Here is a 26,587-nt window from a genome sequence, read left to right as displayed (position 1 = left end):
CGGCGGATCAGTGCAGGTTGGGTTGGGCGCCCTGGCCCTTTTCGTCGAGCAGATAACCGCGCTCGAAGCGATCGAGCCGCATCTGCCGCGTCGTGTCGTGCGGCATGTCCCTGGCGATCAGGTGCGCAAAACAGAAGCCCGAGGCTGGTGTCGCCTTGAAGCCGCCGTAACACCAGCCGGCATTGAGATAGAGGTTTTCCACGGCGGTCTTGTCGATGATCGGCGAGCCGTCCATCGACATATCCATGATGCCGCCCCATGAGCGCAGCACGCGCACGCGCGACAGCGCCGGGATCATCGCCTTGCCGGCCTCCGCGACATGCTCGACGGTCGCGAGATTGCCGCGCTGGGCATAGGAATTGTAGCCGTCGATATCGCCACCGAAGACAAGGCCGCCCTTGTCGGATTGGGACACGTAAAAATGCCCGGCGCCAAAGGTGACGACGCAATCGATAAAGGGTTTGAGACCTTCCGAGACGAAGGCCTGCAGCACGTGGCTTTCGATCGGCAGCTTCATGCCGGCCATCTCGGCAACGCGCGAGGAGTTGCCCGCGGCTGCAAGGCCGAGCTTGCCGCAGCCGATGAAACCTCTCGATGTCTCCACCCCGACCACGCGGCCGTTTTGGCGGCGAATGCCAGTGACTTCGCAATTCTGGATGATATCGACGCCGCGGCTGTCTGCGCCGCGGGCATAGCCCCAGGCTACGCCGTCATGGCGCACGGTGCCGCCGCGCTGCTGGAGAAGCCCGCCCTGGATCGGAAAGCGGGCATTGTCGTAATCGAGGAAGGGCAGCCTGGCCATCACCGCCGCGCGATCCAGAAGCTCGGCATCAACGCCGTGCAGCCGCATCGCATTGCCGCGCCGGGTGTAGGCGTCACGCTGGGCGTCGGAGTGGTAGAGATTGAGCACGCCACGCTGGGAAACCATGGCGTTGAAGTTGAAGTCCTGTTCCAGCCCTTCCCAGAGCTTCATCGAAAGCTCGTAGAACGGATTATTGCCTTCCAGCAGATAGTTGGAGCGGATGATTGTCGTGTTGCGCCCGACATTGCCGGAGCCGATATAGGTCTTTTCGAGAACCGCGACATTGGTGATGCCGAATTCCTTGGCAAGATAATAGGCCGTCGCCAGCCCATGCCCGCCGCCACCCACGATGATCACGTCATAGTGCTGCTTCGGCTGCGGATCGCGCCATGCGGGCGCCCAGCTCTTGTTGCCCGTCAGGCCTTTCAGGAAGATCGAAAGAGCGGAATAGCGCATCGCAAAGCCTCGAAAATATCTGGCCGGATGCTACCGCGTTTGCAAAGCGGAAAATTGCACAGATAAGACCTTTTGCGATAGAAAGGAGACATGAAGTCTTTTGATACGAAAAATACGCGAAGGATCGGTTTTCTGCTGGTTCCGAATTTCGCGCTGATGTCCTACGCCTCGGCCGTGGAGCCGCTGCGCGCTGCAAACCTGATTGCCGGCGTCGATCTATACGATATCGTCGCGCTCTCCGGTCGAGGCGAGGCGGTTCGCAGTTCGTCGGGCGTTGCTGTCGATTGCGCCGAACTGTCCGTGGCGGGTGGCGGTTGCCACACAATCTTCGTCTGCGCCGGTGGCGGCCCGAAGGATTGGGCGGCGATGGGGGAGGTTCATGGCACGCTGCGACGGCTTGCGCGCCAGGGCGTGCGCATCGGCGGCATATCAAGCGGGGCCTATGTTCTTGCGGCTGCCGGCCTGCTCGACAACAGGGATTTCACCATCCACTGGGAACATGCGGCGGTGCTGCAGGAGGCGTTTGCGCATCTTTCGCCGCGTCAGGCGCGTTACGTGATCGACGGCGACCGGGTGACTTGCGCCGGGGGCGTCGCTCCCCTCGACCTGATGCACGCGATGATATCGGAGCGCATGGGGTCGCATTTCGCCCGCCGCGTCAGTGACTGGTATCTGCATGCGGCGGTGGCCGAGCCCGGCGCGCCGCAGCGTGGTTCTGCGGCCGAACGCTTCGGCACCCACCATCCGGCGCTGCTCACCGTTCTCGAAAAAATGGAGACGACCATCGAGCAGCCGCTCGGCCGCGGCGAGATGGCAAAGCTTGCCGGCATCAGCAGCCGCCATCTCGACCGGCTGTTTACGGAAAATCTCCGCACGGGTTTCCTCGAAACCTATCGCAAGATCCGCCTCGACCATGCCCGCCGTCTGCTGGAACAGAGTCCTCTGTCGATCGCAGAGATCGCCTTCGCCACCGGCTTTTCCAGCGCCAGCCACTTTTCACGCGCCTTCAGGACTTTTTCGGGCAACTCCCCCGTCGGTTTTCGTACCGCGGCCCTGCGCAACCGTTAGGCGCCGTGACATTGACCGCCACCACCGGCAGAGGTGCGGGTGTTGATGTCCACTGAGAGCCTATATTCCAATCATCGAAACGACGTTGGAACCAAGGCAAGGTTGCTGGCGCCAAAAGACCTCACGAAAGGGGATCATCATGAACCTAGCACGCTCTTTCAACAACCGGCGCAAGTACCGTCAGACCGTTACCGAACTCGGCCGCATGAGTTCGCGCGAACTGCAGGACCTGGGTATCGATCGTGCTGACATCCACAGCGTTGCGCGCCAGTCGGTCGCTCGTTAGAGCGTCGGGCGGATTTTGTGAATCAAACCGATTCAGTAAAGCGCGGAAACGCTCTAGATCCCGGTCGGCATGCCTGCCGGGCGCAGGAACTTGCGAAGGGCTGCAATGCGGAAGATGGCATTGGCCGCGCCATAACCTCGATAGCCGCGCCGCTCGACAATCTCGAAGAAAAAGCCTTCGCCATAGGTCGGGCTGTAGAGCTGGAAATATTCGCCCGTTTCGTCGCGATCATAGAGAATGTTGAACGCGCGAAGTCTGTCGACAAGTTCAGGGTCGAGCCCGAAACGCGCTTCCAGATCGTCGTAATAGTTCGGCGAGATGGACAGGGAAATGAAGCCTCGCTCCGACAACATCTGTGCGGTCTTGAGGATATCCTGTGTCTCGAAGGCCAGATGCTGGATACCGGAGCCGAAATTTTCCGACAGGAAATGGCCGGCGAGGGTGTTGCGGTTTTCCGCCCCGTTCAGCGTGATGCGAAGGTGGCCCGTGTCATTCTCCACCACCTGGCTGCGCACCAGGCCTGCGGGGTCGACGATGTCGACCATCGGCGTCTTGTGGACGTTGAGCAGCGACGTGTAGAACAGGAGCCAGGTCGGCATTTCATCGTAGCGAACCGTCTGGGCGATGTGGTCGATCCGGGTGAGACCAATGCCGGCATTACCAGCTGTCGAATCGCCGACGGAACTGAAATCGATCTCGAAGATACGGCCAAGATCCGTCTTTCGATCGAGGAAATAGACAAGCCCGCCGCCGACCCCGCGGATTGCGGGAATTGCTACTTCGCCCGTTTCGACCGCTTGATCGAAGGGTTCTGCACCCAGTGCTATGGCACGCGCGCGCGCTTGCCTCGCATCATCCACCATCAGCGCCATCGCATAGGCATTGGCACCGTGCACCAGATAGGAGGCGCTGGCAAAGCCGCGCTCTTCCCGGTTCAGAATCAGATTGACGCCGCCCTGGCGAAACAGGCTGACAGCTTTGCTGCGATGCTGCGCGACCTGGCGAAAACCAAGCGTTGCCAGAAGCGCCTCCAGCTGCTGTCCTTCGTTATCACCAACGGCAAATTCGATGAAGGCAACATCCTCCACATCCGCCTTTGCCGGAATGGCAGGCAGGCCTGGAAGAGCCGCCGGCTCGCGGCGATGGACCTCATCCAACAGGTGCGTGATCGACCGCTTGCCATCGGCCGAGATGGCAGCGGATGCACCGCCGCGGAACTGGTCGTTGAAGATCTCGAGAGAGACATAGCCATCATAGCCCGTGGCCGCGACCGCGCGCATGAAATCGGTGACGGCCAGATCGCCTTCGCCGGGCATATTGCGAAAATGCCGTGACCAGTACAGCAGATCCATCTCGATCATCGGTGCGTCGGCCAGTTGCACGATAAAGATCTTGTCGCCGGGGATGGCGCGGATCGACTGCACGTCGATCTTTCGGGACAGCGTGTGAAAACTGTCGAGGATCAGGCCGATATTGGTGTGGTCGGCGCGGCGCACGATTTCCCAGGCGTCGCGGTGATCGTTGATATGGCGGCCCCAGGCGAGCGCCTCGTAGCCAACGCGAAGCCCGCGTTTTGCCGCGCGTTCGCCCAGTTCATGAAAATCGGCCGCTGCCCGATCGATGCCGCCGAGCGAAACGGTGGAGACATTCGAGCAGACCAGCATGAGATCCGTGCCCAGTTCCGCCATGACATCGAACTTGCGTTCCGCACGGTCGAAATTGCGGGCGCGAAACGGTTCCGGCATGCCTTCGAAATCGCGAAAGGGCTGGTAGAGACTGATCGCAAGCCCATGATCGCGTACCATCTGCCCCACCTCGCGCGGTGAGCGGTCAAAAGCTAGGAAGTCATTTTCGAAGATCTCGATCGCATCGAACCCGGCTTTGGCAATGGCTGCCAGCTTGTCCTGGAATTCGCCGCTGATGGAGACGGTGGCGATCGAGCTTTTCATCAGAAAATGTCTCCGGCTTTGATCGGTTGAAGAAGGTCACGGCGCAGCGCCTGCGTGTCGACCTCGGCGCCGGTAAACAGCCTGAAGGCATCGACGCCCTGGAAAAAGAACAATTCGTAGCCGCTGAGGATAACAGCACCGGCGCTGCGGCAGGCGATAAGGAATTCGGTGTCCACCGGCGTATAAACGGCATCGAAAGCCCAGCGCGGCTTTCTGATCAGGCTGGCCGGAAAGGCGCTTCCGCCATATCCGACCATGCCGAGCGGTGTGCAGTTGACGAGGCCGTCGGCTCCCGCCATCGCCTCTTCGATCGTCCCCGCAATCTGAACCGGCATGGAGAACGACGCCTTCAATTCACTCACCAGTGGCTCGGCACGGCTGCGGTCCGTGTCGAATATGGTCAGTTGCGTGCATCCAAGGCCGGCAAGTGCAAAGGCAATCGCCTTGCCGACGCCGCCGGCCCCGGCCATGGCGACATGTCCGGGCTTTTCTGTGCCGAACGATGCCTCGAAGGCGCGCATGAAGCCGGAATGATCGGTATTGGCGCCAAGTGGAACCGGTTTGCCGAAGATCACCGTGTTACAGGCGCCGATGGCGGCGACCGCCGGATCTTCGACATGAACGAATGTCGTCACCTTTTCCTTATACGGATAGGTCACGTTGATCCCGGCAAAACCTTCCGTGCCGCACCAGGCAAAGATCTCCTCGAAGGAGCGGCCCATCTGCGCAGGCACCAACCGTTCATAGCTGACGTCAAGCCCACAGAGCCTGCCTGCAAGCACATGCAGACGGGGTGACTGCGAGGCCGCGATATTGTCGCCGATCAGGCCGAGACGGAAGCTGCGCTCACCCATTTTCACGCCTCCCGTCGCAGAAGCCGTGTTACGCCACGCCATAGGGGCGTCTGCTTCACCAGCACGAAGACGATGATCAGGAACAGTGTCAGCGAAAGCGGGCTTGTCAGAATGCCATGGAACACGGCTGGAACATTATCCTGCTCGGAAATCACCGCGCGGCGCCAGTTGTCATCCATCAGACGGCTGAGGATAATGCCGAGCACGACCGGACCGACCTGATAACCATAGAGTTTCAGGAAATAACCGAAGACACCAAAACCCAGCATCCACCAGACATCCGACACGGCATTGTTGATCGAGAAGGCACCGACGACGCTCAAAAGCAGGATCAGCGGGAACAGGATTGCCTTGGGGCATTCGACGATACGGGTGAAGATCTTGATGCCGGTGAGGCCGAAGATCAGCATGAAAATATTGGCCAGCATCAGGTTGCCAACGGTGAACCAGAAGATATCCGGCTTCTCGATCATCAGTAGCGGGCCGGGGTTGAGGCCGTGAATGAAGAGTGCGCCGATGATGATGGCGGTGACCGCATCACCCGGTATGCCAAGCGTCAGCATCGGGATATAAGCGCCTCCGACGGCTGCATTGTTGGCTGTTTCAGGGCCGACAAGGCCTTCCTTGGCGCCTTGGCCAAAGGGTACTTCAGGGTTTTTCGTCACGCGCTTGGCGTGGTCATAGGCCATGAGGGCTGCAATATCGCCGCCCGTTCCCGGCAGCGCGCCGATGATGACACCGATCGACGAGGTCTGCAGGCTGAGCGGCAGGTATTTGCGCACATCGGCAAGCGATGGCACGATCTTGTCGACCTTCTGCTTGATTGCCGCGGCGTTGAGATTGTGCAGCTGGAGCAATGCTTCGGAAACGCCGAACAGGCCGATCATCAGGGCAATCGGGGAAATCCCGTTCATCAACTGCACAGAACCGAAGGTGAAACGCTGTTCGGCAGTCATCGGGTCAAGGCCGACAGTGCCGAGCAGCATGCCGAGCGCTCCGGCGAAAAGGCCCTTGGAGAGGCTTTCGCCCGAGAGGGAGCCAACCAGCAGAATGCCCATCACGGCCAGCAGCATGTAGTCGCGCGGCTGGAATGTGATGGCAAATTCGCTGACCGTCGGTGCTGCAACCGCCAGCACGAAAATGCCGATGAACCCGCCAATGAAGGACATGACGGTGGAAAGACCGATGGCGGCTCCGGCCTCGCCTTTCTGGGCAAGCGGGTAGCCGTCGAGCGCCGTGGCGATGGCGGCAGGCGCACCGGGAATATTCAGAAGGATCGCCGTGCGCGATCCGCCATAGACGCCGCCCATGAAGATGCCGTTCATCAGCGCCAGCGCCGGATTAACCTCCCACGAGAAGGTGAACGAGATCAGGATGGACACCGCCATGGTGACCGAAAGGCCGGGGATGGCGCCGATATAGATGCCGGCGAATGTGCCGAGGGCGGTGAGCATCAGCAGTTCGGGCTGTAGCCACGACGAAAACAGATAGGCTAAAGCGTCGGTCATGTCTCAACGGGCCCCGGAAAAGAAGTCGCTGATCGCGGCCATGATGGCGCGTTCGGGAATGATACCTTCGGGCAGCACAACCTGGAAGATCAGCCTGAAAACGATATAGACGCCGACGATCGACAGCGTGGAAAGCAAAAGCGCGCGCTTGATATTGCCGCCCTGCAGGAAGCTCGATGCCGTGAGCAGGAAGGCAAAGGAGGCAAGGATGAAGCCGAGAGATTCGAGAAGCAGCGAATAGACGAGGATCAGTGCTGCAAAAACGATAACCGCAGGTGGCAGGATATCCTTGCGGAATCGCTTGAAGGCGTCGGGGTCGGCCCTTCGTTTCAGGTTCGCAACAATCGAGATCGCACTGGTCGTTGCCATGATGGCGGCCATTGCCATCGGAAAGGCACCGGCGGAACTGACCGAGCTGAAGCCGGAAATCAAGGTGGCCTGCCAGAGCATGAACAGGCTGAAGGCGAGAAGGATGATATTGAAGATCAGTTCGCCAGGCCGACGTGCCGGCATATCGTTTTGCATGGACGTGTCTCCTCAAGCTGCCGCTGGCGGCAGCGCGCCGCCGGTGTGCCATGGCAAACCGGCGGAGGCTGAATGAATGATCAGGGCTTGGGAATGCCGAACTCTTCCGGCGACTTCTTGGTCATGCCGGCACTGTGGGCAACCCAGGCCGTGGTCGACTGCCACTTCTTCAGGAAGGCATCCGCTTCGCTGCCCGAAATATTCATCGAGACATAACCGCGATCTGTCAGCAGCTTCTGGAATTCCGGGGCTTCGGCACCCGCCTTGAAGGCGGCAACGAGCTTTGCCTTCACGTCATCGGGCGTATCCTGCTTGACGAAGACGCCGAAGAAGGGACCCCAGGGCATCAGCTTTTCAAACTGCGGGAAGTCGGCGGTGATCGGCTTGGCATCCGGCAGGACCGGGCTCGACTGGCTGTCGAAGATGCCGAGCATCTTGATGCGTCCAGCCTTCACATGCTCGACAGCAGCCCCCAGAACGGCTGGCATAAACTGCACCGCGCCGCCCTGCATAGCGGTCAGCGCCGGGCCATCGCCATCGAAGGGAACGGAGGTGACCTTGAAATCAAGTTCGCTGGACAGCATGCCACCCACGACGGACGGAAGGCCGCCCGGGCCGGTCGATCCCATCTTCACCTTGCCGGGATTGGCCTGCACATAATCGACCAGTTCCTTGATGGTGTTGAAGGGCGCATCCTTGTTGGCCACCAGCACCGGAATGCCGCGTGCCAGCACGTTGACGGCATAGAAATTCGAATAGTCGAGGTTCGACAGGCCCATGACCTTATAGAGCTGCGGGTTTTCCGCGCTCATCAGCAGCGTGTAACCGTCGGACGGCTGGGTGGACACGAACTGCGTGGCAATGACGCCGACGCCGCCGGTCTTGTTGGTCATCACGATGCTGCGGCCGAGCACTTTTTCGACATGCGGCGCAACGGACCGCATCACCAGATCGGTGCTGCCGCCAGCGCCCCACTGGATCACGCCCTGAAGGTCTTTTTCGGGAAAGTCCGCAGCCATGGCCGGACCGGACAGAAGCGTCAGCGCAACAAGCGCTTTCTTGAAGCCATTCATTAACATTCCTCCCTTGGAATCAAGTCGTTTAAAACACAGCAACCGCACTCCTCTTGCGCGGTCTTGTCACTGTGATCAACGTACGCTCTGATAATTGTCAATCTATCGCTATAACGCAAATACCGTTTTTATCAGTCGGCATACCATCAGGTTATGTATAATTGGAGACGCCGCCTGCGATCAATGCGTTCATGTCCTGGCGCAGGAAATGCACCAGCCGCTCCGCATAACTGGAGAGGTGGATGTCGGATCGATACGCCACATAGGTCTGGAAGATGGTGTCCTCTTCGATCGGGATGACGCGCAGGTCCGGATCCGACATCTCACCCACGGTAAAGGCGTCAATGACGGCGATGCCGAGGTTGCGCTTGACGAGCGCACAGACGGCGGTGCCGAAACGGGCGCGGATCGGGATCTTGTATTCCAGCCCCTCACGCTCGAAGATGCTGGCCATGATCGCCCCGTAAGGGTCGCGGGGATCGATGCCGATCAGCGGATGGGAGACGATTTCCCGGGCTGAAATCCGTCGATATGCCGCAACCGGATGATCCTTCGAGGCGACACAGACAAGATAGCCCTTCGATAGCGGCTCGAATGTCAGGGACGGATGGTCAAGCTTGTAGCTCATCGCTACCAGCTCGCCCTTTCCGAGCAGCAGATAGTCGATGGCTTCCTCGATCTTCAGGATGTCGAAATTGACGCGAATGTCAGGATAATGTCCCATCAGCCTTGCGATGGCGCCCGGAACCATGGCGTTCGCGATGCTGGGAACCGATCCGATCGCCAGCTCCACGCCACCGCCTCGTTCAAGCCTTGAAATCGAAAAATGCAGGTCATTTAGCTTGCGGTGCACATCCTGCAACTGGGCAAAAATATCGCGCGCTTCTTCGGTCGGCACGTATCGCCCGCCCTTGCGCGTAAACAGCCTTATGCCGAGGGACGCCTCGATATATTTCATCGTGCGGCTGACGCCGGGTTGCGCAATATTCAAAAGCCTGGCCGCCCCGACGATGGAGCCGGCAACCATCACCGCTCGAACGACCTCGATCTGGCGCAATGTCAGCGTCATCTAGCGTTCCCCCCCTGCATAGATGCTAACATCTGACGCAAAGAGGCCCGCCTGACAATTGCATTCGGCTCCATTCCTGCAGAAGCGGCGTCAGGCTTGCGCGCATCACAAGGTCTGAACGAGCCTGCTCAGCCAGTCCACGAAACTCCGGAGCTTGTTGCTCATGTGGCGCGTCTGCGGATACACGATGTAGAGCGGCATCGTCTCGCACTCCCAATCGGTCAGAACAGGCACAAGCTGACCCGTGTCGAGCGCAGTCTTGACGAGGAAAGGCGGCGACTGGGCAATGCCCAGGCCGGCGATGGCCGCAGTGACATAACTGCGGCTGTCGCTGACAGAGAGGATATAGCGCGGCGAGATTTCCAGGAGTTCCTCTCCCTTGCGGAAATCCATGGTGAGAACCCGGCTGGTCTGGGCATTCAGGTAGCCGACACTCATATGCGTTGTCTCGAGATCACGGGGATGCGTGGGCGTGCCGTGCCGTTCGAGATAAAGCGGCGCGGCATAACTGAACAGCTTGATCTGGCCCACCTTGCGGGCAATCAGGGACTGGTCGGTCGGCGTTCCCGCACGCAGTGCACAATCGACGTTTTCCGCGATGTAATCGACCAGCCGGTCTCCGACACCGATATCCAGCCTGATTTGCGGATATTGTTTGGCAAAGTCGCAGAGCGCCGGGATCACCACGCAATCGGCAAACGCACCCGCCATTTCCACCCGCAGGCGGCCGGAGGGTTGAGCGTCCGAATTGGAAAGGCTGCCGTCCAGTTCTTCCAGCTCGGAGACAATCTGCAGGGCGCGCTCATAATACAGCGCGCCATCGGTGGTCAGAACGACACGGCGGGTCGTGCGGTTGAGAAGCTTGGTGCGCAGATGCGCCTCCAGCGCCTGCACCTGATTGGTGACACTGGTTTTCGGCATGTCGAGGGCCGCCGCCGCCCGGGTAAAGTTGCCGGTTTCGACGACGCGCAGGAAAACCCGCATTGCAGAGAGCTGATCCAGTTCTGCCTCCTTAGGTGCAGCGCAGTATTGTCCGCAAATATGGAATAGTGTTGCCCATTCTGGCCTGCTTGTGCGCCAATGAGAAGATAATAATATCAACTCACACAAGAAACAGCAAGCAGGCCGTGCGATGGCGACGCCGTGGACAGAGATGGAGATCACGCAAGGGGAGGAGAGCCTTCCCGTGCGCGTCTACCCTTGCGCCGTGGCAGTAAAGTCAGCGCCCCTGGTGCTCTATTTCGCGGGCGATTCGTTTGAACAGACGACACCCAGCGATGTGGAGCGACCGGGCGCCCGTGCCTTGGCCGACAGCGGTGCGGTGGTCGTCGAAGTCGCCTATGCGCGGGACAGGCCTGTCATTTTCCCACAGGCGATAGAGCGTGGCCTGCAGGTCTTGCTGCGACTGTCTCTTCGCAAGAAGGATTTTGCCGGCGCCCGCTCGAAACTGTTTGTGGCCGGAGACGAGGCCGGCGGCAATATCGCCGCAGGCATTGCGCTGAAGGCGCGCGACCATATGCCGGGCGGGCTTTCCGGTCAGGTGCTGTTGTCGCCGATGATTGATCCGCAGATGACAAGCGCTTCCATCCGGCGCGCCGACGAAATCGGCATGCGGCAGCGCTGGGCGGATGGCTGGAGCCGGTATCTGCAGTGCGCTTTCGGCCACACGCATCCCTATGCAGCGCCCTGTCTCTGTTCGCGCCTTTCGGGTCTTGCGCCCGCTCTCATCGTGAGCGCCGAGGACGATCCGCTGCGGGATGAAATTCTGGCTTACGCCAAACGGCTTGGGGATGCGGGTGTCTTTTTGCGCCAGCATATCCTTGGCCCGGGACGTGATTGGACCGGCATCTATTCAGGACAAGCCGGCCGCTGGGGAGAAGACGTAACCCAGGCTTTCGCAGCATTTGTTGCGGAACTCCTATGAACACAGTGCAGGAAAATTTCGGTCTGGCGCACCGCTAGCGCCTATCCAGGAGAACAATGATGACATCGATCTTGAAGAGCCGGACCCTCTGGGTTGCCGGCATGAGCCTCGTCGTGCCCGCATTCGTGGGATTGACGCATCTTGACCTGTTGCAGACGACGCCTGCGCGCGCCACCGAACAGGCGGCAGCACCTCCGGCCGTTCCGGTCACCGTGGAAACCGTGCAGCCCCGCACGGTCGCCATCTGGCAGGAGTTTTCCGGCCGGCTGGAATCGGTGGAGCGGGTGCAACTGCGCTCGCGTGTTGCCGGCGCCATCCAGTCGGTTCATTTCCGTGAAGGCGGGCTGGTGAAGGCCGGCGATCTGCTGGTCACCATTGATCCCGCACCGTTCGAGGCCGTGCGCGCCCAGGCGGCGGGGCAGGTGGCGTCCGCAAGCGCAAGGCTTGATCTTGCCGTGGCGGAAATGGAGCGCGGCAAGGCTTTGTCGGCATCCCGGACGATTTCGCAGAGTGATTATGCCCAGCGCCTCAGCACACATGCCCAGGCCGTTGCCGATCTGCAATCGGCACAAGCGCAACTGGCGGCAGCGCAGATCGATCTCGACCACACGAAGATCCGCGCCCCGGTTTCCGGACGCGCCGGCCGGCTGGAACTGACGGTCGGCAATCTGGTGGCGGCGGGGGCGGGTTCCCCGGTTCTCACCACCATCGTCTCGGTCGATCCGATCTATGCAAGCTTCAGCGTCGGCGAGGAAATGATCGGCCGCACCTTGGCCGCCCTGCCGGTGGTGAACGGCGTTCCCTCGCTGGACGAGGTTCCGGTTGAGATCCGCACGGCGCAGGCGCCGGACGCTCCCCTTCGCGGCAAGCTGCAACTGATCGACAACGAAGTGGATCAGGCAAGTGGCACCGTGCGCGTGCGGGCCGTGTTCGATAATCCGGACGGGCGGTTGTTACCCGGCCAGTTCGTGCGCATTCGCCTTGGCGAACCGAAGAGCGAGCCAAGACTTGCCGTCAGCGAACTTGCCATCGGCACGGATCAGGACAAGAAATTTGTGTTCCTCGTCGATCAGGCCAATGTCGCGACGTACCGCGAAGTGAAACTTGGCGTCGGGATCGATGGCGGACGCCTCGTCGAAGCCGGGCTTGCAGCGGGCGACCGGATCGTGGTCAGCGGCCTGCAGCGTCTGCGTCCCGGCGCCGTGGTCGTGCCGCAGGAAAAGGCTCAGCTCGCCAAGCAATAACAGTTTCAATCATCTGAGATCACCGGCGCGACCGGCCCCCTGGGCCGGTTGCACGCTCGGCCTGTGCCAAATTTCCGAGGGGAAAACCCATGAATATCTCCCGCTTCTTTATCGACAGGCCCGTCTTTGCAGCCGTCCTGTCGGTCCTCACCGTCGTTGCAGGCCTTCTTGGCATGCGCGCCCTGCCGATTTCGGAATATCCCGAAGTCGTGCCGCCATCGATCGTCGTGCGCGCCAGTTATCCCGGTGCAAATCCCGTCGTGATTTCCCAGACGGTGGCAACGCCGCTGGAAGAGCAGATCAACGGCGTCGAAGACATGCTCTACATGAACAGCCAGGCCACATCAGATGGTGTGCTGACGCTGACGGTGACGTTCAAGCTCGGCACCGATCCGGACAAGGCACAGCAGCTGGTGCAGAACCGGGTGTCGCAGGCGGAACCCCGCCTTCCGGCAGAAGTGCGCGCGCTCGGCGTTACCACGATCAAAAGCTCGCCTGACCTCATGATGGTCGTGCATCTCGTTTCCAAGGATGGCCGCTACGACCTCACTTATCTGCGCAACTATGCAACGCTCAACATCAAGGACCGGTTGGCCCGTATTGATGGTGTCGGTCAGGTGCAGATCTTTGGCGCCGGCGATTATTCCATGCGTGTCTGGGTCGATCCGCAGAAGGCAGCCGAATACGGGCTGGCCGCAACCGACGTTCCAGATGCCATTCGCCAGCAGAACGTCCAGGCGGCTGCCGGTATCATCGGTGGTTCGCCAAGCCCCGCCGGTACGCAGCTGCAGCTGAACGTCAATGCGCAAGGCCGCCTCAGCACGCCGGAAGAATTTGGCGAAATCGTCGTCAAGACCGGCACTGACGGCGCGATCACCCGCCTGAAGGATGTCGCGCGCGTCGAACTGGGGGCTGCCGATTATACGCTGCGCTCGCTGCTCGATGGCAGCCCGGCGGTTGCCATTCCCGTCTTCCAGTCGCCGGGCTCCAATGCGATCGCCATTTCCGATGCGGTGCAGGCTGCCATGCAGGATATGAAGCAGGCGATGCCGGAAGGCATTTCCTATGAGATCGTTTATGACACGACGGAGTTCGTGCGCTCCTCCATCGACAAGGTGCTGGATACGCTTCTGGAAGCCGTCGCGCTGGTCGTGCTCGTCGTCATTCTCTTCCTGCAGACCTGGCGGGCCTCGATCATTCCGCTGATTGCCGTTCCTGTCTCGATCGTCGGCACATTTGCCGTCATGTATCTCTTCGGCTTTTCCATCAATGCACTGTCTCTCTTCGGCCTTGTGCTGGCGATCGGTATCGTCGTCGACGATGCCATCGTCGTTGTGGAAAATGTCGAGCGAAACATCGAAAGCGGCCTTTCTCCGCGCGATGCCACCTACAAGGCGATGCGTGAAGTGTCCGGGCCGATCATCGCCATTGCGCTGGTGCTGGTTGCCGTCTTCGTCCCGCTCGCCTTCATCTCCGGCCTTTCCGGCCAGTTCTACCGGCAGTTTGCCCTGACGATCGCGATTTCGACCGTCATCTCCGCCATCAACTCGCTGACGCTGTCACCGGCCCTTGCGGCTCTTCTGCTGAAGGACCACCATGCGCCAAAGGATTGGCTGACGCGCGGCATGGACCGGGTGCTGGGATGGTTCTTCCGCGGCTTCAACCGTGTCTTCGGTGCCGCATCCAACGGTTATGGCCGCAGCGTCGGCGGGTTGCTGTCGCGCAAGAGCCTCGTGATGATCGTCTATCTCGCGCTTGTCGGTGCCACCTACAGCGTCTTCACCACGGTGCCCGGCGGCTTCGTGCCGGCGCAGGACAAGCAGTATCTCATCGGCTTTGCGCAGCTTCCCGATGGCGCCTCGCTCGACCGCACCGAAGACGTCATCAAGCGGATGAGCGAGATTGCGCTTCAACAGCCGGGCGTCAAGAATGCGCTGGCGTTTCCGGGTCTGTCGATCAACGGCTTCACCATCGGCTCCAATTCCGGCATCGTTTTCGCCGTGCTGGACGATTTTGAGAAGCGCAAGACGCCGGAACTTTCCGGCAATGCCATCGCCATGCAGCTGAACCAGAAGTTCGCCGGCATTCAGGATGCCTTTATTGCCATGTTCCCGCCGCCGCCGGTCAACGGCCTCGGCTCCACCGGCGGCTTCAAGCTGCAGATCGAGGATCGCGCCGGCTTCGGTTATCCGGCGCTGAATGAAGCAACGCAGGCCTTTCTGGCAAAGGCCTATCAGGCACCGGAACTGACGGGGCAGTTTTCCAGCTTCCAGATCAACGTGCCGCAGCTTTATGCCGATCTCGACCGGGTGAAGGCACAGCAGCTCGGCGTTTCCGTGACGGACGTGTTCGATACGCTGCAGATCTATCTTGGCTCGCTTTATGTGAACGATTTCAACGCATTCGGGCGAACCTTTAGTGTGCGGGTGCAGGCGGATGCGAAATTCCGTTCGCAGCCGGAAGATATTGGCCAGTTGAAGGTGCGCTCGCAGTCGGGCCAGATGATCCCGCTTTCGGCGCTCCTTAAGGTGGAAACGACGGCAGGGCCGGAGCGCACGACGCGTTATAACGGTTTCCTCGCAGCCGATATCAACGGTGCGCCGGCGCCCGGTTATTCTTCCGGCCAGGCACAGGCAGCGGTTGAACGCATTGCGGCAGAAACCCTGCCGCCCGGTATCACCTTCGAATGGACGGATCTTACCTATCAGCAAATCCTTGCGGGCAATTCCGGCGTGATCATCTTCCCGCTGGCGTTGCTCCTCGTCTTCCTCGTGCTTGCGGCGCAATATGAAAGCCTGACGCTGCCGATTGCCATCATCCTCATCGTGCCCATGGGTATTCTGGCAGCCCTGACGGGCGTCTGGCTGACAGGGGGTGACAACAATATCTTCACGCAGATCGGTCTCGTCGTGCTTGTCGGGCTCTCGGCCAAGAACGCCATCCTGATCGTGGAGTTTGCCCGCGAGCTGGAATTCGAGGGCCAGTCACCGGTCAAGGCCGCCATCGAGGCCAGCCGCCTGCGCCTTCGCCCGATCTTGATGACGTCGATGGCTTTCATCATGGGTGTGGTACCGCTGGTCGTGTCCACCGGTGCCGGGTCGGAAATGCGCTCTGCCATGGGCATCGCCGTTTTTGCCGGCATGATCGGGGTCACCTTCTTCGGCATCTTCATGACACCGGTTTTTTATGTTCTGGTGCGCAAACTGGCCGGCAACCGTCCGCTGACCCAGCACAATGCTGAGGAACATCATGCGCTTGCCGCCGGAGAATAGTGCGAACGGCTGGCGAGGCGGTCACGGACCATGAGCCCCATGACCGCATGAAGCATACGCGCCGCAGCAGGGTATCGCTGCGGCGCCGCTCGCTGTAATGAGCATGGGCATTGCCGGAGTTGAAGCCCATTGATGGAAACCTCGCTGTATCTGCCAGTCAAAACCTTTCTGGAGGCGGCCGGTTATGTCGTCAAAGGAGAGGTTGCCGGTTGCGATCTCGTCGGCCTCAGCGCTGAAGATCCGCCTGTCGTTGTCGTGTGCGAACTGAAGATGAGCTTCAATCTGGAGCTTATCCTGCAGGCGGTGGACCGGGCGGCCGTGTCGGACGAGGTCTGGATCGCAGCCAGGATCTCGGCCAAAGGACGAGGCCGCGAGGCGGACAAGCGCTACAGGGATCTTTGCCGCCGGCTCGGCATCGGCATGCTCGGCGTGTCTGATACGGGCGATGTCAGCATCATCGTCGCTTCCGTCACCCCGATGCCGCGCACCGATCCCAAACGGCGATCAAGGATCGTGCGCGAGCATCAAAAGCGTCGCGGAGATCCTGTGCTCGGCGGCAGCACACGCAGGCCGGTCATGACCGCCTACCGCCAGCAGGCGCTCGGATGCGCCGCCGCCCTTGCGGCAGGGCCGATGCGGGTGCGCGACGTGCGCGCCCATCTGCCCGATGCCGGAAAAATCCTGCTCGATAATGTTTACGGCTGGTTCGAGCGCATGGGCCGCGGCGTCTACGGCTTGTCGGATGCCGGGCGTGAAGCCCTGTTGCGATGGCCACAGCCGGCCATCACAACGGCAGGCGGCATAAGTGCCGGCCAGTAGCCATCCGTTCGTCGTCACCTCGTCATGTCCGGTTGAACATTGCAGTCATCCCTCAGATAAATCGGGTGACATGAATTGAAACATGTCCTTCAGCTTTGATCGAGGGGCGCTCGGCCTGCGCAAGGCGCCAATCATGGCAGCGGTCGCAATGGAAAGGGCCTGTCTTGGACAGATCGGTGCCTGGTGGCATGCACCATATTTAATCATAGCGACCCGACATTATAGACTTGCGATGTGCTCATTTTGGCGCATCGACATACGATAAAACATATGCATCATCATCACAGAGTCCTTAATTTAGGCTTTGTTAACCAAACAGTACTCTACGTGGCTTGGTTGGTAATTGCTTCATGATTCGAAGTGCCCGTGGATGCTGGTTCGGGATAACTATGTGATGAGGGCGGTCTTTTTTCGTCGCGCTATGGAGAGCGTGTTCCTGTGTGCAACCCTTGCCGGTTGCCAGACGACGGCTGCTGTCAAGACGCCGGCGGCGACAGAACTCGTCGCGCCCGAAAAGGCCCTGATCATGCCGCCGCCCGGCGGGCTTGCCATGGTTGGCGTGGTTGCGAACGCCTATGGCAATGGCGTTGAGCAGACGGTGTGGCTGGCCACGTCTTCATCCGTCATCGGGCAGAATTACCTCAAGATTCGCTATAACGGCGGCAGCGCGGCAGAGACCGGGAGCCTCGGCTACAAGACGATCACAGAAAGCAGCCTGCGCAGCGAACGCATCAGTGCCATCCCGGGCGTTCGCCTGACGGTCTCCAACAACTTCCTGCGCAACGCCTATGGACCGATCGGCTACGCCTCCGGCAAAAGTGCCGCCGGCGACACCTGCCTGTTCGGATGGCAGCAGATTCGGTCGCGCCCGACGGGCAGCGGCATGGGGCGTGACTTCGGCATGATCCAGGTGAGGGCGCGGCTTTGCGATCGCACGGCCAGCGAACGCGAACTTCTCAATTTCATGTATGGCTACACCATTACCGGCACATTCCAGGGCCAGATATGGAACCCATATGGGGCGCCCGCGCCGGTGCCTGACAGCTTTGCGTATGTCGGGCAGCAGGTTCTGCCACCAGCAGACGTCGTTCCGGCCTCCTATTCCTTCGGCTATCGCCCGCAAGTGCCCGTCGTCACGCGCACACCTGTCCGCCGGGAACCTCTGGCGCCCGTGGTTGCCCCGGCAGCGCCGGAGCTGCGCCCTGTCACGGTCATCGTACCCGGACCCATCGTGCCCGGGCCCGGCCCGGCACTTGGCGCTGGCCCGGCCCTGCAGCCGCAGATGGCGCCAGCCGCGGCCGCCACAAGAACAACCCCCACCGCCACGGTGGCAGCCCCCCCTGCCGCCGCGGTGGCAGCGCCTGCCGCCCACGTCCCTTCGCCGCATTGCCTTGATCCCGCCACCGCCGCCGCCTGCGCCGCCAATAACAAGTAAAGTTGCAGTCCATGAACACTTCATCCGGAAGGGACACAAAGGGCATGGCCTCCAGCATCATCCCCTGGGCGCTGATTTCGGCGCTCACCATTGCCGTCGTCACCCTGCCGGTCAGCATGCAGACGCAGCTGGTGCTGAGCCTTACTGTCGTGGTCATGCTCGGCATCCTGAAGGTCACGGCAGCCGGCGGCCGTTGGCGGTTGATCACGCTGGCACTCGGAACCTCGATCGTGCTGCGCTACGTCTTCTGGCGCACGACTGAAACCATTCCGCCGATCAGCCAGCTCGAAAACTTCATTCCCGGCATCCTGGTTTACCTCGCCGAAATGTACAGCGTGGTCATGCTGGGTCTCAGCCTGTTCATCGTCGCCATGCCCTTGCCGCCACGGCCTTCGCCCGAAGTCGATCCCGACTATCTGCCGACGATCGATGTCTTCGTGCCCAGCTACAACGAAGGGGCGGATCTCCTGTCCAATACGCTGGCGGCCGCCAAGGCCATGGACTACCCGGCAGACAAGCTGCAGATCTGGCTGCTTGACGATGGCAGCACGCAACAGAAGCAACATGCGACCGACGTGCGCGAGGCAGAAACCGCCATTTCCCGGCACCAGTTGCTCGTGACACTCTGTGCCGACCTTGGCATCAACTATCTCAGCCGCGAGCGCAACGAACACGCCAAGGCCGGCAATCTCAACAATGGCCTTTTGCATTCGCAGGGCGAACTGGTTGCCGTCTTTGACGCCGACCATGCGCCGGCCCGTGACTTCCTGCGCGAAACCGTCGGTTATTTCGACAAGGACCCGAAGCTTTTCCTCGTGCAGACGCCGCATTTCTTCATCAACCCGGATCCGCTGGAGCGCAATCTGCAGACCTTCGAGACGATGCCGAGCGAAAACGAGATGTTCTATGGCATCATCCAGCGCGGGCTCGACAAATGGAATGCGGCTTTCTTCTGTGGCTCGGCTGCCGTTCTCAGGCGCGAGGCGCTCAAGCAGTCCGATGGCTTCAGCGGTCTCAGCATCACCGAAGACTGCGAGACGGCGCTTGCGTTGCACAGCACCGGCTGGAACAGCATCTATGTCGACAAGCCGCTGATCGCGGGCCTGCAACCGGCGACATTCGCCAGCTTTATCGGTCAGCGCAGCCGCTGGGCGCAGGGCATGATGCAGATCCTGCGTTTCCGTTTTCCGCTGCTGAAGCGCGGATTGTCGTTTCCGCAGCGGCTCTGCTACATGTCGTCCACGCTGTTCTGGCTGTTTCCGTTCACCCGCGTGACCTTCCTCTTTGCGCCCTTGTTCTACATCCTGTTCGACCTGGAGATCTTCACCGCATCCGGCGGCGAGTTTCTGGCCTATACCAGCGCCTATATGGTGGTGAACCTGATGCTGCAGAACTACCTCTACGGTGCGTTTCGTTGGCCGTGGATCTCCGAGCTTTACGAATACATCCAGACGGTCCATCTGCTTCCGGCGGTCATTTCGGTCATGCTGAACCCGACCAGACCGACGTTCAAGGTCACGGCCAAGGACGAGAACGTGTCCTCCGACCGCCTGTCCGAACTCAGCCGGCCTTTCTTCATCATCTTCGCCGGGCTGTTGATCGCGCTCGGAATTGCCGGTTATCGGATCTATACCGAGCCCTATAACGCCGATGTTCTGCTGGTGGTCGGAGGCTGGAACCTCCTGAACCTGATCATTGCCGGCTGTGCGCTCGGTGTCGTGTCCGAACGGAAAGACCGGGCATCTTCACGGCGTTTCCGGGTGCGCCGGCGCTGCGAACTCGGCTTTGACGACAACTGGTATCCGGCCTCCATCGAGGACGTATCCGTCGGCGGCCTTCGCCTGCAGGCCTTTGGCCGCGACCTCAGCGCGCTGCGACAGGACACCAATGCGGAAATCCGGTTTCAGCCGCATGGCGGCGGAACTGATCTCGTGCATTTGCCAATCAAGGTCCGAAGCATCGAGACCAGTGGTGATATCGCAACTCTTGGCTGTCAGTATCAGCCGCAAAATGCGCTGGACCGAAGCTCGATTGCCGATCTGCTCTTTGCCAACTCGGCGCAGTGGGAAGAATTCCAGCGCGGCCGGCGCCGCAATCCGGGGCTCATCCGGGGAACGATCTGGTTTCTCGGCCTGGCCATGTATCAGATGAGCCGCGGTTTGCTTTATCTGTTCCGCGGCCTGAGGGGGACGGCGCAATGACCAGGCATCCAAAATTGCTTCTGACGATGCTGGGCTGCCTTCTGGCGCTGACGGCCGGTGCGCGCGCACAACCTGCTTTGTTCGACATGTCGCCGGAGCGGCCGGCTGCTCCTGCCGCTCCCGTCATTCCACCGCTGCAGTCGCGGCCACGGCCGGCAGTGGTGCCTGAACCGTCTGTCCCCCAGATGCCGGCACCGGCGGTCCCGGTTGCGCCAGCCGCGCCGGTGGAGGCTCCGCTTTCTGCAGCGCCTGCGCCAGCCGAGACTGTCTCGCGCCATTATCTCGTGCCAAGCGCGAGCCTCGTCCTGGAAGGCGAATACGATCAGCGCGGCTGGAGCGTCTATCTGATGGACGCGGAGGTGAGCACGCCGGCAAAGCTCAAGCTCACCTTTCGCAACGCGGTCGTTATCGCACCGGAAGTGTCGGAGTTGCAGGTCCTCATCAACGGCCATCCGCTTGCGCAAGAGAGGATCGCGGCTGCCGATGCGCCGACCTCTCTGCTCCTGGATATCGCGCCCGGTATCCTTCAGGCCGGCGTCAACCGCATTGAACTGATCGCCTCGCAGCGCCACCGCACCGACTGCGATATCCGCTCCACCTATGATCTCTGGACGGAAATCGATCCGAAGGAGACCTACCTGTCGTTTGCCGGCAACACGATGACGCCGCTGTCTGTGGCCGAGGCCATCCGCGCGGTCGGCGTCGACGAGACGGGACGGACCCAGTTCAAGATCTGGATGCCGGGGCTTAGCCAGACCAATGCGACCTCCCACGCAATGCGGCTGGTTCAGGGCGTGTCCTTGTTCGGCTCGATGCCCAACCAGTCCTTCCAGTTCACCACCGGGGCAGACCTGACGGCGGCGCCCGGCCAGTTGGGAATGATCATCGGCACGTGGAGCGAGTTGCAGCCGTTGGTTCCGGATCTGCCGGAGACGGCGCGTGCCGCAGCGATTGCAACGGTTCTACCGGCAAGCGAGGATCGCGGTCGTCTGCTGCTGATTTCCGGGCCTTCATGGGAAGCCATCGGCTCAGCCATAGAAACCCTCATTGCCTCCGTCGATCGGCCGGTTACCGTTCCGCGCGACGTGATCGACACCCAACGCTGGAAGGATCCTGCTGCCCCCATTCTCGTGGGCGGCGAGACGCTGCCGCTGTCGCAATTGGGTGTGCAGACGGTGGAATTCAGCGGACGCCGGCTGCGCACGAGCTTCAATATCGCCATTCCCCCGGATTTTTACGCAAGCGCCTATGGCGAGGCAACGCTTCTGCTGGATGCGGCCTTCACCCCGGAGGTCAAGCCGGGCAGCCATATCGACATCTACATCAACGGCAACATCGCATCGACCCTGCCGATCAAGACGACAACCGGCGGTGTCTTCAGCAAGCTGCCCGTGAAGATCCCGCTGCGGCACATCCGCGCCGGGGTGAACGAGATCTGGATCGAAGTGGCGTTGGAAACCGACGCGGATGTCGCCTGCATGCCGGGCACACCGGCGGGGCAGAACCCGCGCTTTGCCCTGTTCGACAGTTCGCAATGGGTGATGCCGCAATTTGCGCGGCTCGGGCAAAGCCCGACCCTTGCAGGCATTGCAAGCGTCGGGCGTTATTCCCCCGATCCCAAAATCCCCCTTCTGCTGTCGATCGATCATCTGGAGGCCGACACGCTGGGTGCGGCGGCAACCTTCATCGGCAAGCTGGCCTTGTCGGCCGGGCGGTTGTCGCAGATTGAAATGGTCTCGGCGGCCCAGGCGCTTGGCGAGCGGCCGGCACTGTTTGTCGGCACGATCGCCCAGATGCCGCCGAAGCTTCTCACGCAGATCGGAGTTTCGCCATCGGCGGTCAACAGCTGGCGACCGCAGATGGGCGGACCTTCCACCCAGAATGTCGGTACGACCGATGCAATGGATAAATGGCGCCAGCAGGTGAGCGGCGGGGAGATCACCGATGCTCTGGGTCGCCTTCGCGGTTGGATTGGCCGGCGCTTCGACATATCGCTGGAATCTCTCAGCCTGCTCCCCGAGCAGGACGAGGTTTTCCAGCCCTCATCCAACGATACGCTGCTGATTGGACAGGGTCAGAGCCCCGAACAGACGGCACGCTGGACGGCGCTTGTTGCCCCGACGCCGGCTGAACTGCTCGAGGGGGCAGTCGGCCTGGCACAACAGGACAAATGGCAGTTGCTGAACGGCCGGATGACGTCCTATCGGGCAAAGATCGATGAGGTAACCAATCGGCCGACGCATGATATCGTTTTCGTCCAGACGGTTGCTCCATCTTTCAGCAATTACCGGCTGGTTGCGGCGAACTGGCTCTCGACCAATATTCTATTTTATTCAGCCGTTGTGGTGGTCCTGTGCTCGCTTCTGGGGCTGGCGACAATGCTGATGCTCTCGAGAATGGGCAGACGATCATGAAACACTGGTTTTCTGTGGCTGTTGCAATGCTGTATCTCGTGCTTGCCCAGGTGGCGGCCGCGCAGCAAGCACCTGTGAACGCGGCGGAATGGAGCCTTTACAAAGCGCGTTTCCTCGATCGCGGCGGCCGCATCGTGGATAACGGCAATGGCGGCATCAGCCACAGCGAAGGGCAGGGTTATGGCCTGCTTTTGTCCTATCTGGCCGGCAACCGGGCTGATTTCGAGCTGATCTGGCGCTTTACCAGTTCCGAAATGTTGTTGCGCGACGACGGGCTGGCGGTGTGGAAATGGGATCCTTCGGCCACTCCGCATGTGACCGATGCCAACAATGCCACGGATGGCGACCTTCTGATTGCCTATTCGCTGGCGCTGGCGGGCGCCGCCTGGGGCAATTCCACCTATATCGCCACGGCCACGCGCATGGCGCAGGCCCTGCTTCAGAATGCCGTGGTTGTGCAGGGCGGGCGCACCCTGCTGATGCCCGGCTCCATCGGCTTTTCCGCCAGGGAGCGGGCAGACGGTCCCGTCATCAATCCGTCCTACTGGATCTTTGAGGCCTTTCCGGTGATGAATGCACTGGCGCCCTCGCCAAAATGGCAGGACCTGAGCGATGACGGTATCGAACTCCTGCGGTCCCTGGCGTTCGGGTCGGCAAGGCTCCCGGCCGAATGGGTCAGCCTGAAAAGAGTGCCGCAGCCGGCGGCCGGCTTTACGCCTGAATTTTCGTATAACGCCATTCGCATTCCGCTCTATGTCGCGCGGGCCGGTCTCGGCGATGCTGCCTATTTGCGCCATCTGATGGGCGCCATTGCCCCCTCCGGTCGGCCGATGGCAACGATCAATCTGGCCACCGGACAGCCCGTGGATCTGCTCTCCGACAATGGCTACAGGATCATCGTGAACCTGCTGGATTGCGTGGCGAACGGCACAAAGGTTCCGGCAGATGTACAGGCCTTTCAGCCGGAGCTGTATTATCCCTCGACACTCCAGCTTCTGTCACTTGCATTTCTCCGGGAGGAACAGCCCGCATGTCTCTGAAACCTGCGCAACGGTCCTTTCCCGCCTTGATCCTGGCCATCGGCGTTCTTGTTCCCGCAACCGCATGCCTTGCCTCGCCCACCCCGTTGGACAGCGCCCAGCAATCGCTGGTTCCGGTGGAGCGGCAGGGTCGGCTGCGCATGGCCAAAGAAGCGCTTGGCGTCGAGACGGGGCCGCGATTGGCGCAGGCTCCGAACGCGACCGCAACGGATGGGCGGGCCGTTTCCCCATCGGACGGCCGTACGGAGAGGGAGCGCCCCGTTTCGCCGGTGCAGAACGCTGCCAGCGAACCCGATCTCAGCGCCCTGCGTTATTTCGCAAGCCGCGGCGACACGGCACGGCTGAAGGTGGAAATCGCCCGTCTGCGCAGTCTTTATCCGGACTGGTCCCCGCCGGACGATCCGCTTGCCGTGCCGCGCAACGGCGATCCGCAGCTGGAAGCGATGTGGAAGCTTTATGCCGAGGCCCGGTATCCGGAAATTCGCCAGGCCATCATCGAGCGGCAGGCGGCAGAACCGGGCTGGACGCCGCCGGCGGATCTGCTCAATCGCCTTGCGATGGCGGAGGCCCGCGGTCGTCTGGTGAACGCCTCCAACCTTAAGCAATATGCCACCGTCATCGAACTGGGGGCAAACAATCCCAACTTGCTCAATTGCAGCGATGTCGATGTGCTCTGGCGCATCGCGGAGGCTTTTGTGCGCACCGACCGTCCGCAGCGCGGCGTCGACGCCTATACCTATATTTTGAAGCAATGCGAAAACGTCCAGGAACGCGCCGCGACGGTCCAGAAAGCAGCCGAGTTGCTGTCGCCGGCGGATCTGCGCCCGCTGCTGGCGTTCGAGCGCCCCTTGCCCGATGGCAAGCCGGAATTTGATGCACTGAGGGACGTTCTGGCACGCCGTTTCGTGGCCGATGCCAACAAGAACAACAGGATGGACGTGGCGCCGGAGGATGTGCAGAGGCTGGAAACCATTGCCGAGCGCGACAAGTTGCCGGCCGACAGCCTGCTGCTGGGATGGCTGTTCCAGCGCCGCGGCGATATGGTCAATGCCGAAAAGTGGTTTCGCGCCTCCAGAGAAAAGGAGCCATCCGCTTCCGCGTCACAGGGGCTTGCATTGGTGCTGATCGCCCGGGGCCTGCCCATGGAGGCCGAGGACATCATGTTCGAGTGGCGCGACAGTTCGGACGATGCCAAGGCGACCTATCTTGCCGCGGCTGCCAATCTGCTCGCCCTCAACCCGGCGCCCGTCATTGCCGAACCGGTTCTTCGGCGCATCGCAATGGAAGTGATTGCTGCCAAATACGTGCCGGCCGCCCAGCAGCTGGGCTGGTATGCGCAAACGCTTCGCCAGCCGCAGACGGCCATACAGTGGTTCGAGACGGCCCTGCAATGGAAACCGGACGACGAACCTTCGGCCTATGGCCTGCTGATCGTTCGGCAAAGCCTCAACGACCGCGCGGGTGTCGTTGCCATCCAGAAGGAATGGGCCGGCCGCTCCCAGCGCATCGCGGATGCCGGCGAGGCGACAACGCCGCAGGCATTGGCGCAGGTCCCGCCCGTAGTCACGACGGAGGCGCCGCGCCAACGGGTGGTCGAAACGGTGGCGCAGGAGCGCCAACCATCGGCAAGACGCGAGGAAGCTGTCGTCTTGCCGCGGACGACGACAGTGCGACCCGCAGGCCGTCGCCCCGCCTGCGGCGCCCGGGCGGGCGTCTCGTCGGCAACGGCTGCCGACAATACCCTGATGAACGGCTGGTGCCTGATGGATCTCAACCGTCCGCTGGAAGCGGTCAAGGCGTTTGAGGCCGCGCTGGACAGCCCCTCCGCCGACATTCGGGAAGATGCCGCCTATGGGCAGTCACTCGCCTATCTGCGCCTCGGCCTCACAGACAATGCCGCCGTTGCCGCCACCAAGGCGCCTCAGCGTCCGGCCCGTGCCGTCGAGTTGCAAGTGTCCATCCTCGGCAATCGTGCGCTGGCGGCGTTTCAGGCCGGCCGATACCGCGAAGCACTGGTCTATCTCGATCAGCGCGCTGCACTGAAAACGGAGACGACGGATCTCATGGTGCTTCGTGCCTATGCTTATCAGGAACTGGGCAGTCCCGCAGGCGCGCGCCAGATCTTCGAGGTTCTGGCGGAAACCGGCAACAAGGACGCCATCCGTGGCGCGGAAGAAATTCGCTCAATGATGAACGACCGGGGCGGCTGACGCCCGGTATCGTCCAAGGGGGCAGGGACATTGGGAATGGATTGCCAACCGGTGTCGCCGCCCTATCCCGTCGGGGTGGCCGGCTCAGCGCTCATTCACGACAGGAAATCCGGCTGCCGCTGCAGTAATGGCTACAGGAAGGCTCCCGTCAAGAAGAGGTAGGCGACGCCAATACCTGCGAGAACTGCAATACCAATCATCTGGTAGTCCGGCGTTGATTTCATATCAGGCCAATCAATATTCGAATTTTAATATCTTGCTATGTCTTATCGGAACATTTGTTTATGATAAGTTAGCAAAAAGCTTTTCCACAGCCCGCGCTGCAGCGCCACCATCCTACGGTTCATCTGGAAATTCAGTTCTCGCTAAAATGGTGCGCTGCGGGAGGATATCCAATAGGGCGCGCGTAGTGGCGACGGATGGAGTATATCTCCACCG

General features: G+C 61.1%; 19 protein-coding genes. 11 read left to right on the top strand and 8 right to left on the bottom strand.

From position 1 onward, the window contains the following. Nucleotides 1–7 precede the first annotated feature (7 nt). Entirely contained in the window at nucleotides 8–1,258 is a 1,251-nt protein-coding gene (locus AC4CWH_RS25330) for a sarcosine oxidase subunit beta family protein (protein WP_491322486.1), read from the bottom strand. Nucleotides 1,259–1,348: 90 nt separating this feature from the next. Between AC4CWH_RS25330 and AC4CWH_RS25325 the strand changes: the two genes are divergently transcribed. Both AC4CWH_RS25325 and AC4CWH_RS25320 read left to right on the top strand, forming a co-directional pair. Then, on the top strand, nucleotides 1,349–2,326 hold the full coding sequence (locus AC4CWH_RS25325; protein ID WP_491322485.1) for a GlxA family transcriptional regulator: 978 nt from the start codon (nucleotides 1,349–1,351) through the stop codon (nucleotides 2,324–2,326). 139 nt (nucleotides 2,327–2,465) lie between these two features. Further along, nucleotides 2,466–2,612, top strand: coding sequence for a DUF1127 domain-containing protein (locus AC4CWH_RS25320; protein ID WP_491322484.1), 147 nt, complete (start codon nucleotides 2,466–2,468; stop codon nucleotides 2,610–2,612). Nucleotides 2,613–2,665: 53 nt separating this feature from the next. On the opposite strand, the gene AC4CWH_RS25315 is transcribed toward AC4CWH_RS25320, so the two are convergent. The 7 genes from AC4CWH_RS25315 to AC4CWH_RS25285 all read right to left on the bottom strand — a co-directional run bounded on the left by AC4CWH_RS25315 (nucleotide 2,666) and on the right by AC4CWH_RS25285 (nucleotide 10,592). Then, nucleotides 2,666–4,561 carry a bifunctional sugar phosphate isomerase/epimerase/4-hydroxyphenylpyruvate dioxygenase family protein gene (locus AC4CWH_RS25315; RefSeq protein WP_491322483.1) on the bottom strand — a complete coding sequence of 632 codons (1,896 nt, stop codon included), beginning with the start codon at nucleotides 4,559–4,561 and terminating at the stop codon, nucleotides 2,666–2,668. Next, on the bottom strand, nucleotides 4,561–5,415 hold the full coding sequence (locus AC4CWH_RS25310; protein WP_491322482.1) for a shikimate dehydrogenase family protein: 855 nt from the start codon (nucleotides 5,413–5,415) through the stop codon (nucleotides 4,561–4,563). The genes AC4CWH_RS25315 and AC4CWH_RS25310 overlap by 1 nt, the downstream gene beginning before the upstream one ends. A gap of 2 nt (nucleotides 5,416–5,417) precedes the next feature. Beyond that, nucleotides 5,418–6,923: a tripartite tricarboxylate transporter permease gene (locus AC4CWH_RS25305; protein WP_491322481.1), complete on the bottom strand. Its 1,506-nt coding sequence runs from the start codon at nucleotides 6,921–6,923 to the stop codon at nucleotides 5,418–5,420. A 3-nt stretch (nucleotides 6,924–6,926) separates the two neighbouring features. Further along, on the bottom strand, nucleotides 6,927–7,448 hold the full coding sequence (locus AC4CWH_RS25300) for a tripartite tricarboxylate transporter TctB family protein (RefSeq protein WP_491322480.1): 522 nt from the start codon (nucleotides 7,446–7,448) through the stop codon (nucleotides 6,927–6,929). Between the two features lie 80 nt (nucleotides 7,449–7,528). After that, nucleotides 7,529–8,521, bottom strand: coding sequence for a Bug family tripartite tricarboxylate transporter substrate binding protein (locus tag AC4CWH_RS25295; RefSeq protein WP_491322479.1), 993 nt, complete (start codon nucleotides 8,519–8,521; stop codon nucleotides 7,529–7,531). 151 nt (nucleotides 8,522–8,672) lie between these two features. Beyond that, the gene (locus AC4CWH_RS25290; RefSeq protein WP_491288107.1) at nucleotides 8,673–9,590 is read right to left on the bottom strand and encodes a LysR family transcriptional regulator; all 918 of its coding nucleotides are present in this window, start codon (nucleotides 9,588–9,590) and stop codon (nucleotides 8,673–8,675) included. Between the two features lie 105 nt (nucleotides 9,591–9,695). Beyond that, nucleotides 9,696–10,592 (bottom strand): LysR family transcriptional regulator, encoded by an 897-nt coding sequence (locus tag AC4CWH_RS25285; RefSeq protein WP_491322547.1) that lies wholly within the window; start codon nucleotides 10,590–10,592, stop codon nucleotides 9,696–9,698. Between the two features lie 130 nt (nucleotides 10,593–10,722). Between AC4CWH_RS25285 and AC4CWH_RS25280 the strand changes: the two genes are divergently transcribed. The 9 genes from AC4CWH_RS25280 (at nucleotide 10,723) to AC4CWH_RS25240 (ending at nucleotide 26,149) form a co-directional block, all read left to right on the top strand. Further along, on the top strand, nucleotides 10,723–11,514 hold the full coding sequence (locus tag AC4CWH_RS25280; protein WP_491322478.1) for an alpha/beta hydrolase fold domain-containing protein: 792 nt from the start codon (nucleotides 10,723–10,725) through the stop codon (nucleotides 11,512–11,514). A gap of 59 nt (nucleotides 11,515–11,573) precedes the next feature. Next, on the top strand, nucleotides 11,574–12,758 hold the full coding sequence (locus AC4CWH_RS25275) for an efflux RND transporter periplasmic adaptor subunit (protein ID WP_491322477.1): 1,185 nt from the start codon (nucleotides 11,574–11,576) through the stop codon (nucleotides 12,756–12,758). Nucleotides 12,759–12,847: 89 nt separating this feature from the next. Further along, nucleotides 12,848–16,030: an efflux RND transporter permease subunit gene (locus tag AC4CWH_RS25270; RefSeq protein WP_491322476.1), complete on the top strand. Its 3,183-nt coding sequence runs from the start codon at nucleotides 12,848–12,850 to the stop codon at nucleotides 16,028–16,030. 132 nt (nucleotides 16,031–16,162) lie between these two features. Further along, on the top strand, nucleotides 16,163–16,849 hold the full coding sequence (locus AC4CWH_RS25265; RefSeq protein ID WP_491322475.1) for a DUF2161 domain-containing phosphodiesterase: 687 nt from the start codon (nucleotides 16,163–16,165) through the stop codon (nucleotides 16,847–16,849). A 394-nt stretch (nucleotides 16,850–17,243) separates the two neighbouring features. Next, nucleotides 17,244–18,284 (top strand): cellulose biosynthesis protein BcsN, encoded by a 1,041-nt coding sequence (gene bcsN, locus AC4CWH_RS25260; RefSeq protein ID WP_491322474.1) that lies wholly within the window; start codon nucleotides 17,244–17,246, stop codon nucleotides 18,282–18,284. A gap of 44 nt (nucleotides 18,285–18,328) precedes the next feature. Further along, on the top strand, nucleotides 18,329–20,485 hold the full coding sequence (bcsA, locus tag AC4CWH_RS25255; protein ID WP_491322473.1) for a UDP-forming cellulose synthase catalytic subunit: 2,157 nt from the start codon (nucleotides 18,329–18,331) through the stop codon (nucleotides 20,483–20,485). After that, a complete protein-coding gene (locus AC4CWH_RS25250; RefSeq protein ID WP_491322472.1) occupies nucleotides 20,482–22,899 on the top strand; it encodes a cellulose biosynthesis cyclic di-GMP-binding regulatory protein BcsB in 2,418 nt (805 codons plus the stop codon). The genes bcsA and AC4CWH_RS25250 overlap by 4 nt, the downstream gene beginning before the upstream one ends. Then, on the top strand, nucleotides 22,896–23,939 hold the full coding sequence (locus tag AC4CWH_RS25245) for a family 8 glycosyl hydrolase (protein ID WP_491322471.1): 1,044 nt from the start codon (nucleotides 22,896–22,898) through the stop codon (nucleotides 23,937–23,939). The genes AC4CWH_RS25250 and AC4CWH_RS25245 overlap by 4 nt, the downstream gene beginning before the upstream one ends. Then, nucleotides 23,930–26,149: a tetratricopeptide repeat protein gene (locus tag AC4CWH_RS25240; RefSeq protein WP_491322470.1), complete on the top strand. Its 2,220-nt coding sequence runs from the start codon at nucleotides 23,930–23,932 to the stop codon at nucleotides 26,147–26,149. Before AC4CWH_RS25245 ends, AC4CWH_RS25240 begins: the two co-directional genes overlap by 10 nt. Nucleotides 26,150–26,587 lie beyond the last annotated feature (438 nt).

The sequence above is a fragment of the Neorhizobium sp. PAMB6716 genome, assembly GCF_058242805.1.
The sequence above is the reverse complement of the archived record's forward strand: the minus strand, read 5'-3'. Positions and strand labels throughout refer to the sequence as shown.

Bases quoted from the DNA above. Each gene is read 5' to 3' on its own strand.
- AC4CWH_RS25245 (WP_491322471.1), top strand. From the start codon at position 22,896: ATGAAACACTGGTTTTCTGTGGCTGTTGCAATGCTGTATCTCGTGCTT.
- AC4CWH_RS25325 (WP_491322485.1), top strand. From the start codon at position 1,349: ATGAAGTCTTTTGATACGAAAAATACGCGAAGGATCGGTTTTCTGCTG.
- AC4CWH_RS25310 (WP_491322482.1), bottom strand. From the start codon at position 5,415: ATGGGTGAGCGCAGCTTCCGTCTCGGCCTGATCGGCGACAATATCGCG.
- AC4CWH_RS25250 (WP_491322472.1), top strand. From the start codon at position 20,482: ATGACCAGGCATCCAAAATTGCTTCTGACGATGCTGGGCTGCCTTCTG.
- AC4CWH_RS25265 (WP_491322475.1), top strand. From the start codon at position 16,163: ATGGAAACCTCGCTGTATCTGCCAGTCAAAACCTTTCTGGAGGCGGCC.
- bcsN (WP_491322474.1), top strand. From the start codon at position 17,244: ATGAGGGCGGTCTTTTTTCGTCGCGCTATGGAGAGCGTGTTCCTGTGT.
- AC4CWH_RS25280 (WP_491322478.1), top strand. From the start codon at position 10,723: ATGGCGACGCCGTGGACAGAGATGGAGATCACGCAAGGGGAGGAGAGC.
- AC4CWH_RS25315 (WP_491322483.1), bottom strand. From the start codon at position 4,561: ATGAAAAGCTCGATCGCCACCGTCTCCATCAGCGGCGAATTCCAGGAC.
- AC4CWH_RS25295 (WP_491322479.1), bottom strand. From the start codon at position 8,521: ATGAATGGCTTCAAGAAAGCGCTTGTTGCGCTGACGCTTCTGTCCGGT.
- AC4CWH_RS25240 (WP_491322470.1), top strand. From the start codon at position 23,930: ATGTCTCTGAAACCTGCGCAACGGTCCTTTCCCGCCTTGATCCTGGCC.
- AC4CWH_RS25290 (WP_491288107.1), bottom strand. From the start codon at position 9,590: ATGACGCTGACATTGCGCCAGATCGAGGTCGTTCGAGCGGTGATGGTT.
- AC4CWH_RS25275 (WP_491322477.1), top strand. From the start codon at position 11,574: ATGACATCGATCTTGAAGAGCCGGACCCTCTGGGTTGCCGGCATGAGC.
- bcsA (WP_491322473.1), top strand. From the start codon at position 18,329: ATGGCCTCCAGCATCATCCCCTGGGCGCTGATTTCGGCGCTCACCATT.
- AC4CWH_RS25270 (WP_491322476.1), top strand. From the start codon at position 12,848: ATGAATATCTCCCGCTTCTTTATCGACAGGCCCGTCTTTGCAGCCGTC.
- AC4CWH_RS25330 (WP_491322486.1), bottom strand. From the start codon at position 1,258: ATGCGCTATTCCGCTCTTTCGATCTTCCTGAAAGGCCTGACGGGCAAC.
- AC4CWH_RS25305 (WP_491322481.1), bottom strand. From the start codon at position 6,923: ATGACCGACGCTTTAGCCTATCTGTTTTCGTCGTGGCTACAGCCCGAA.
- AC4CWH_RS25300 (WP_491322480.1), bottom strand. From the start codon at position 7,448: ATGCAAAACGATATGCCGGCACGTCGGCCTGGCGAACTGATCTTCAAT.
- AC4CWH_RS25320 (WP_491322484.1), top strand. From the start codon at position 2,466: ATGAACCTAGCACGCTCTTTCAACAACCGGCGCAAGTACCGTCAGACC.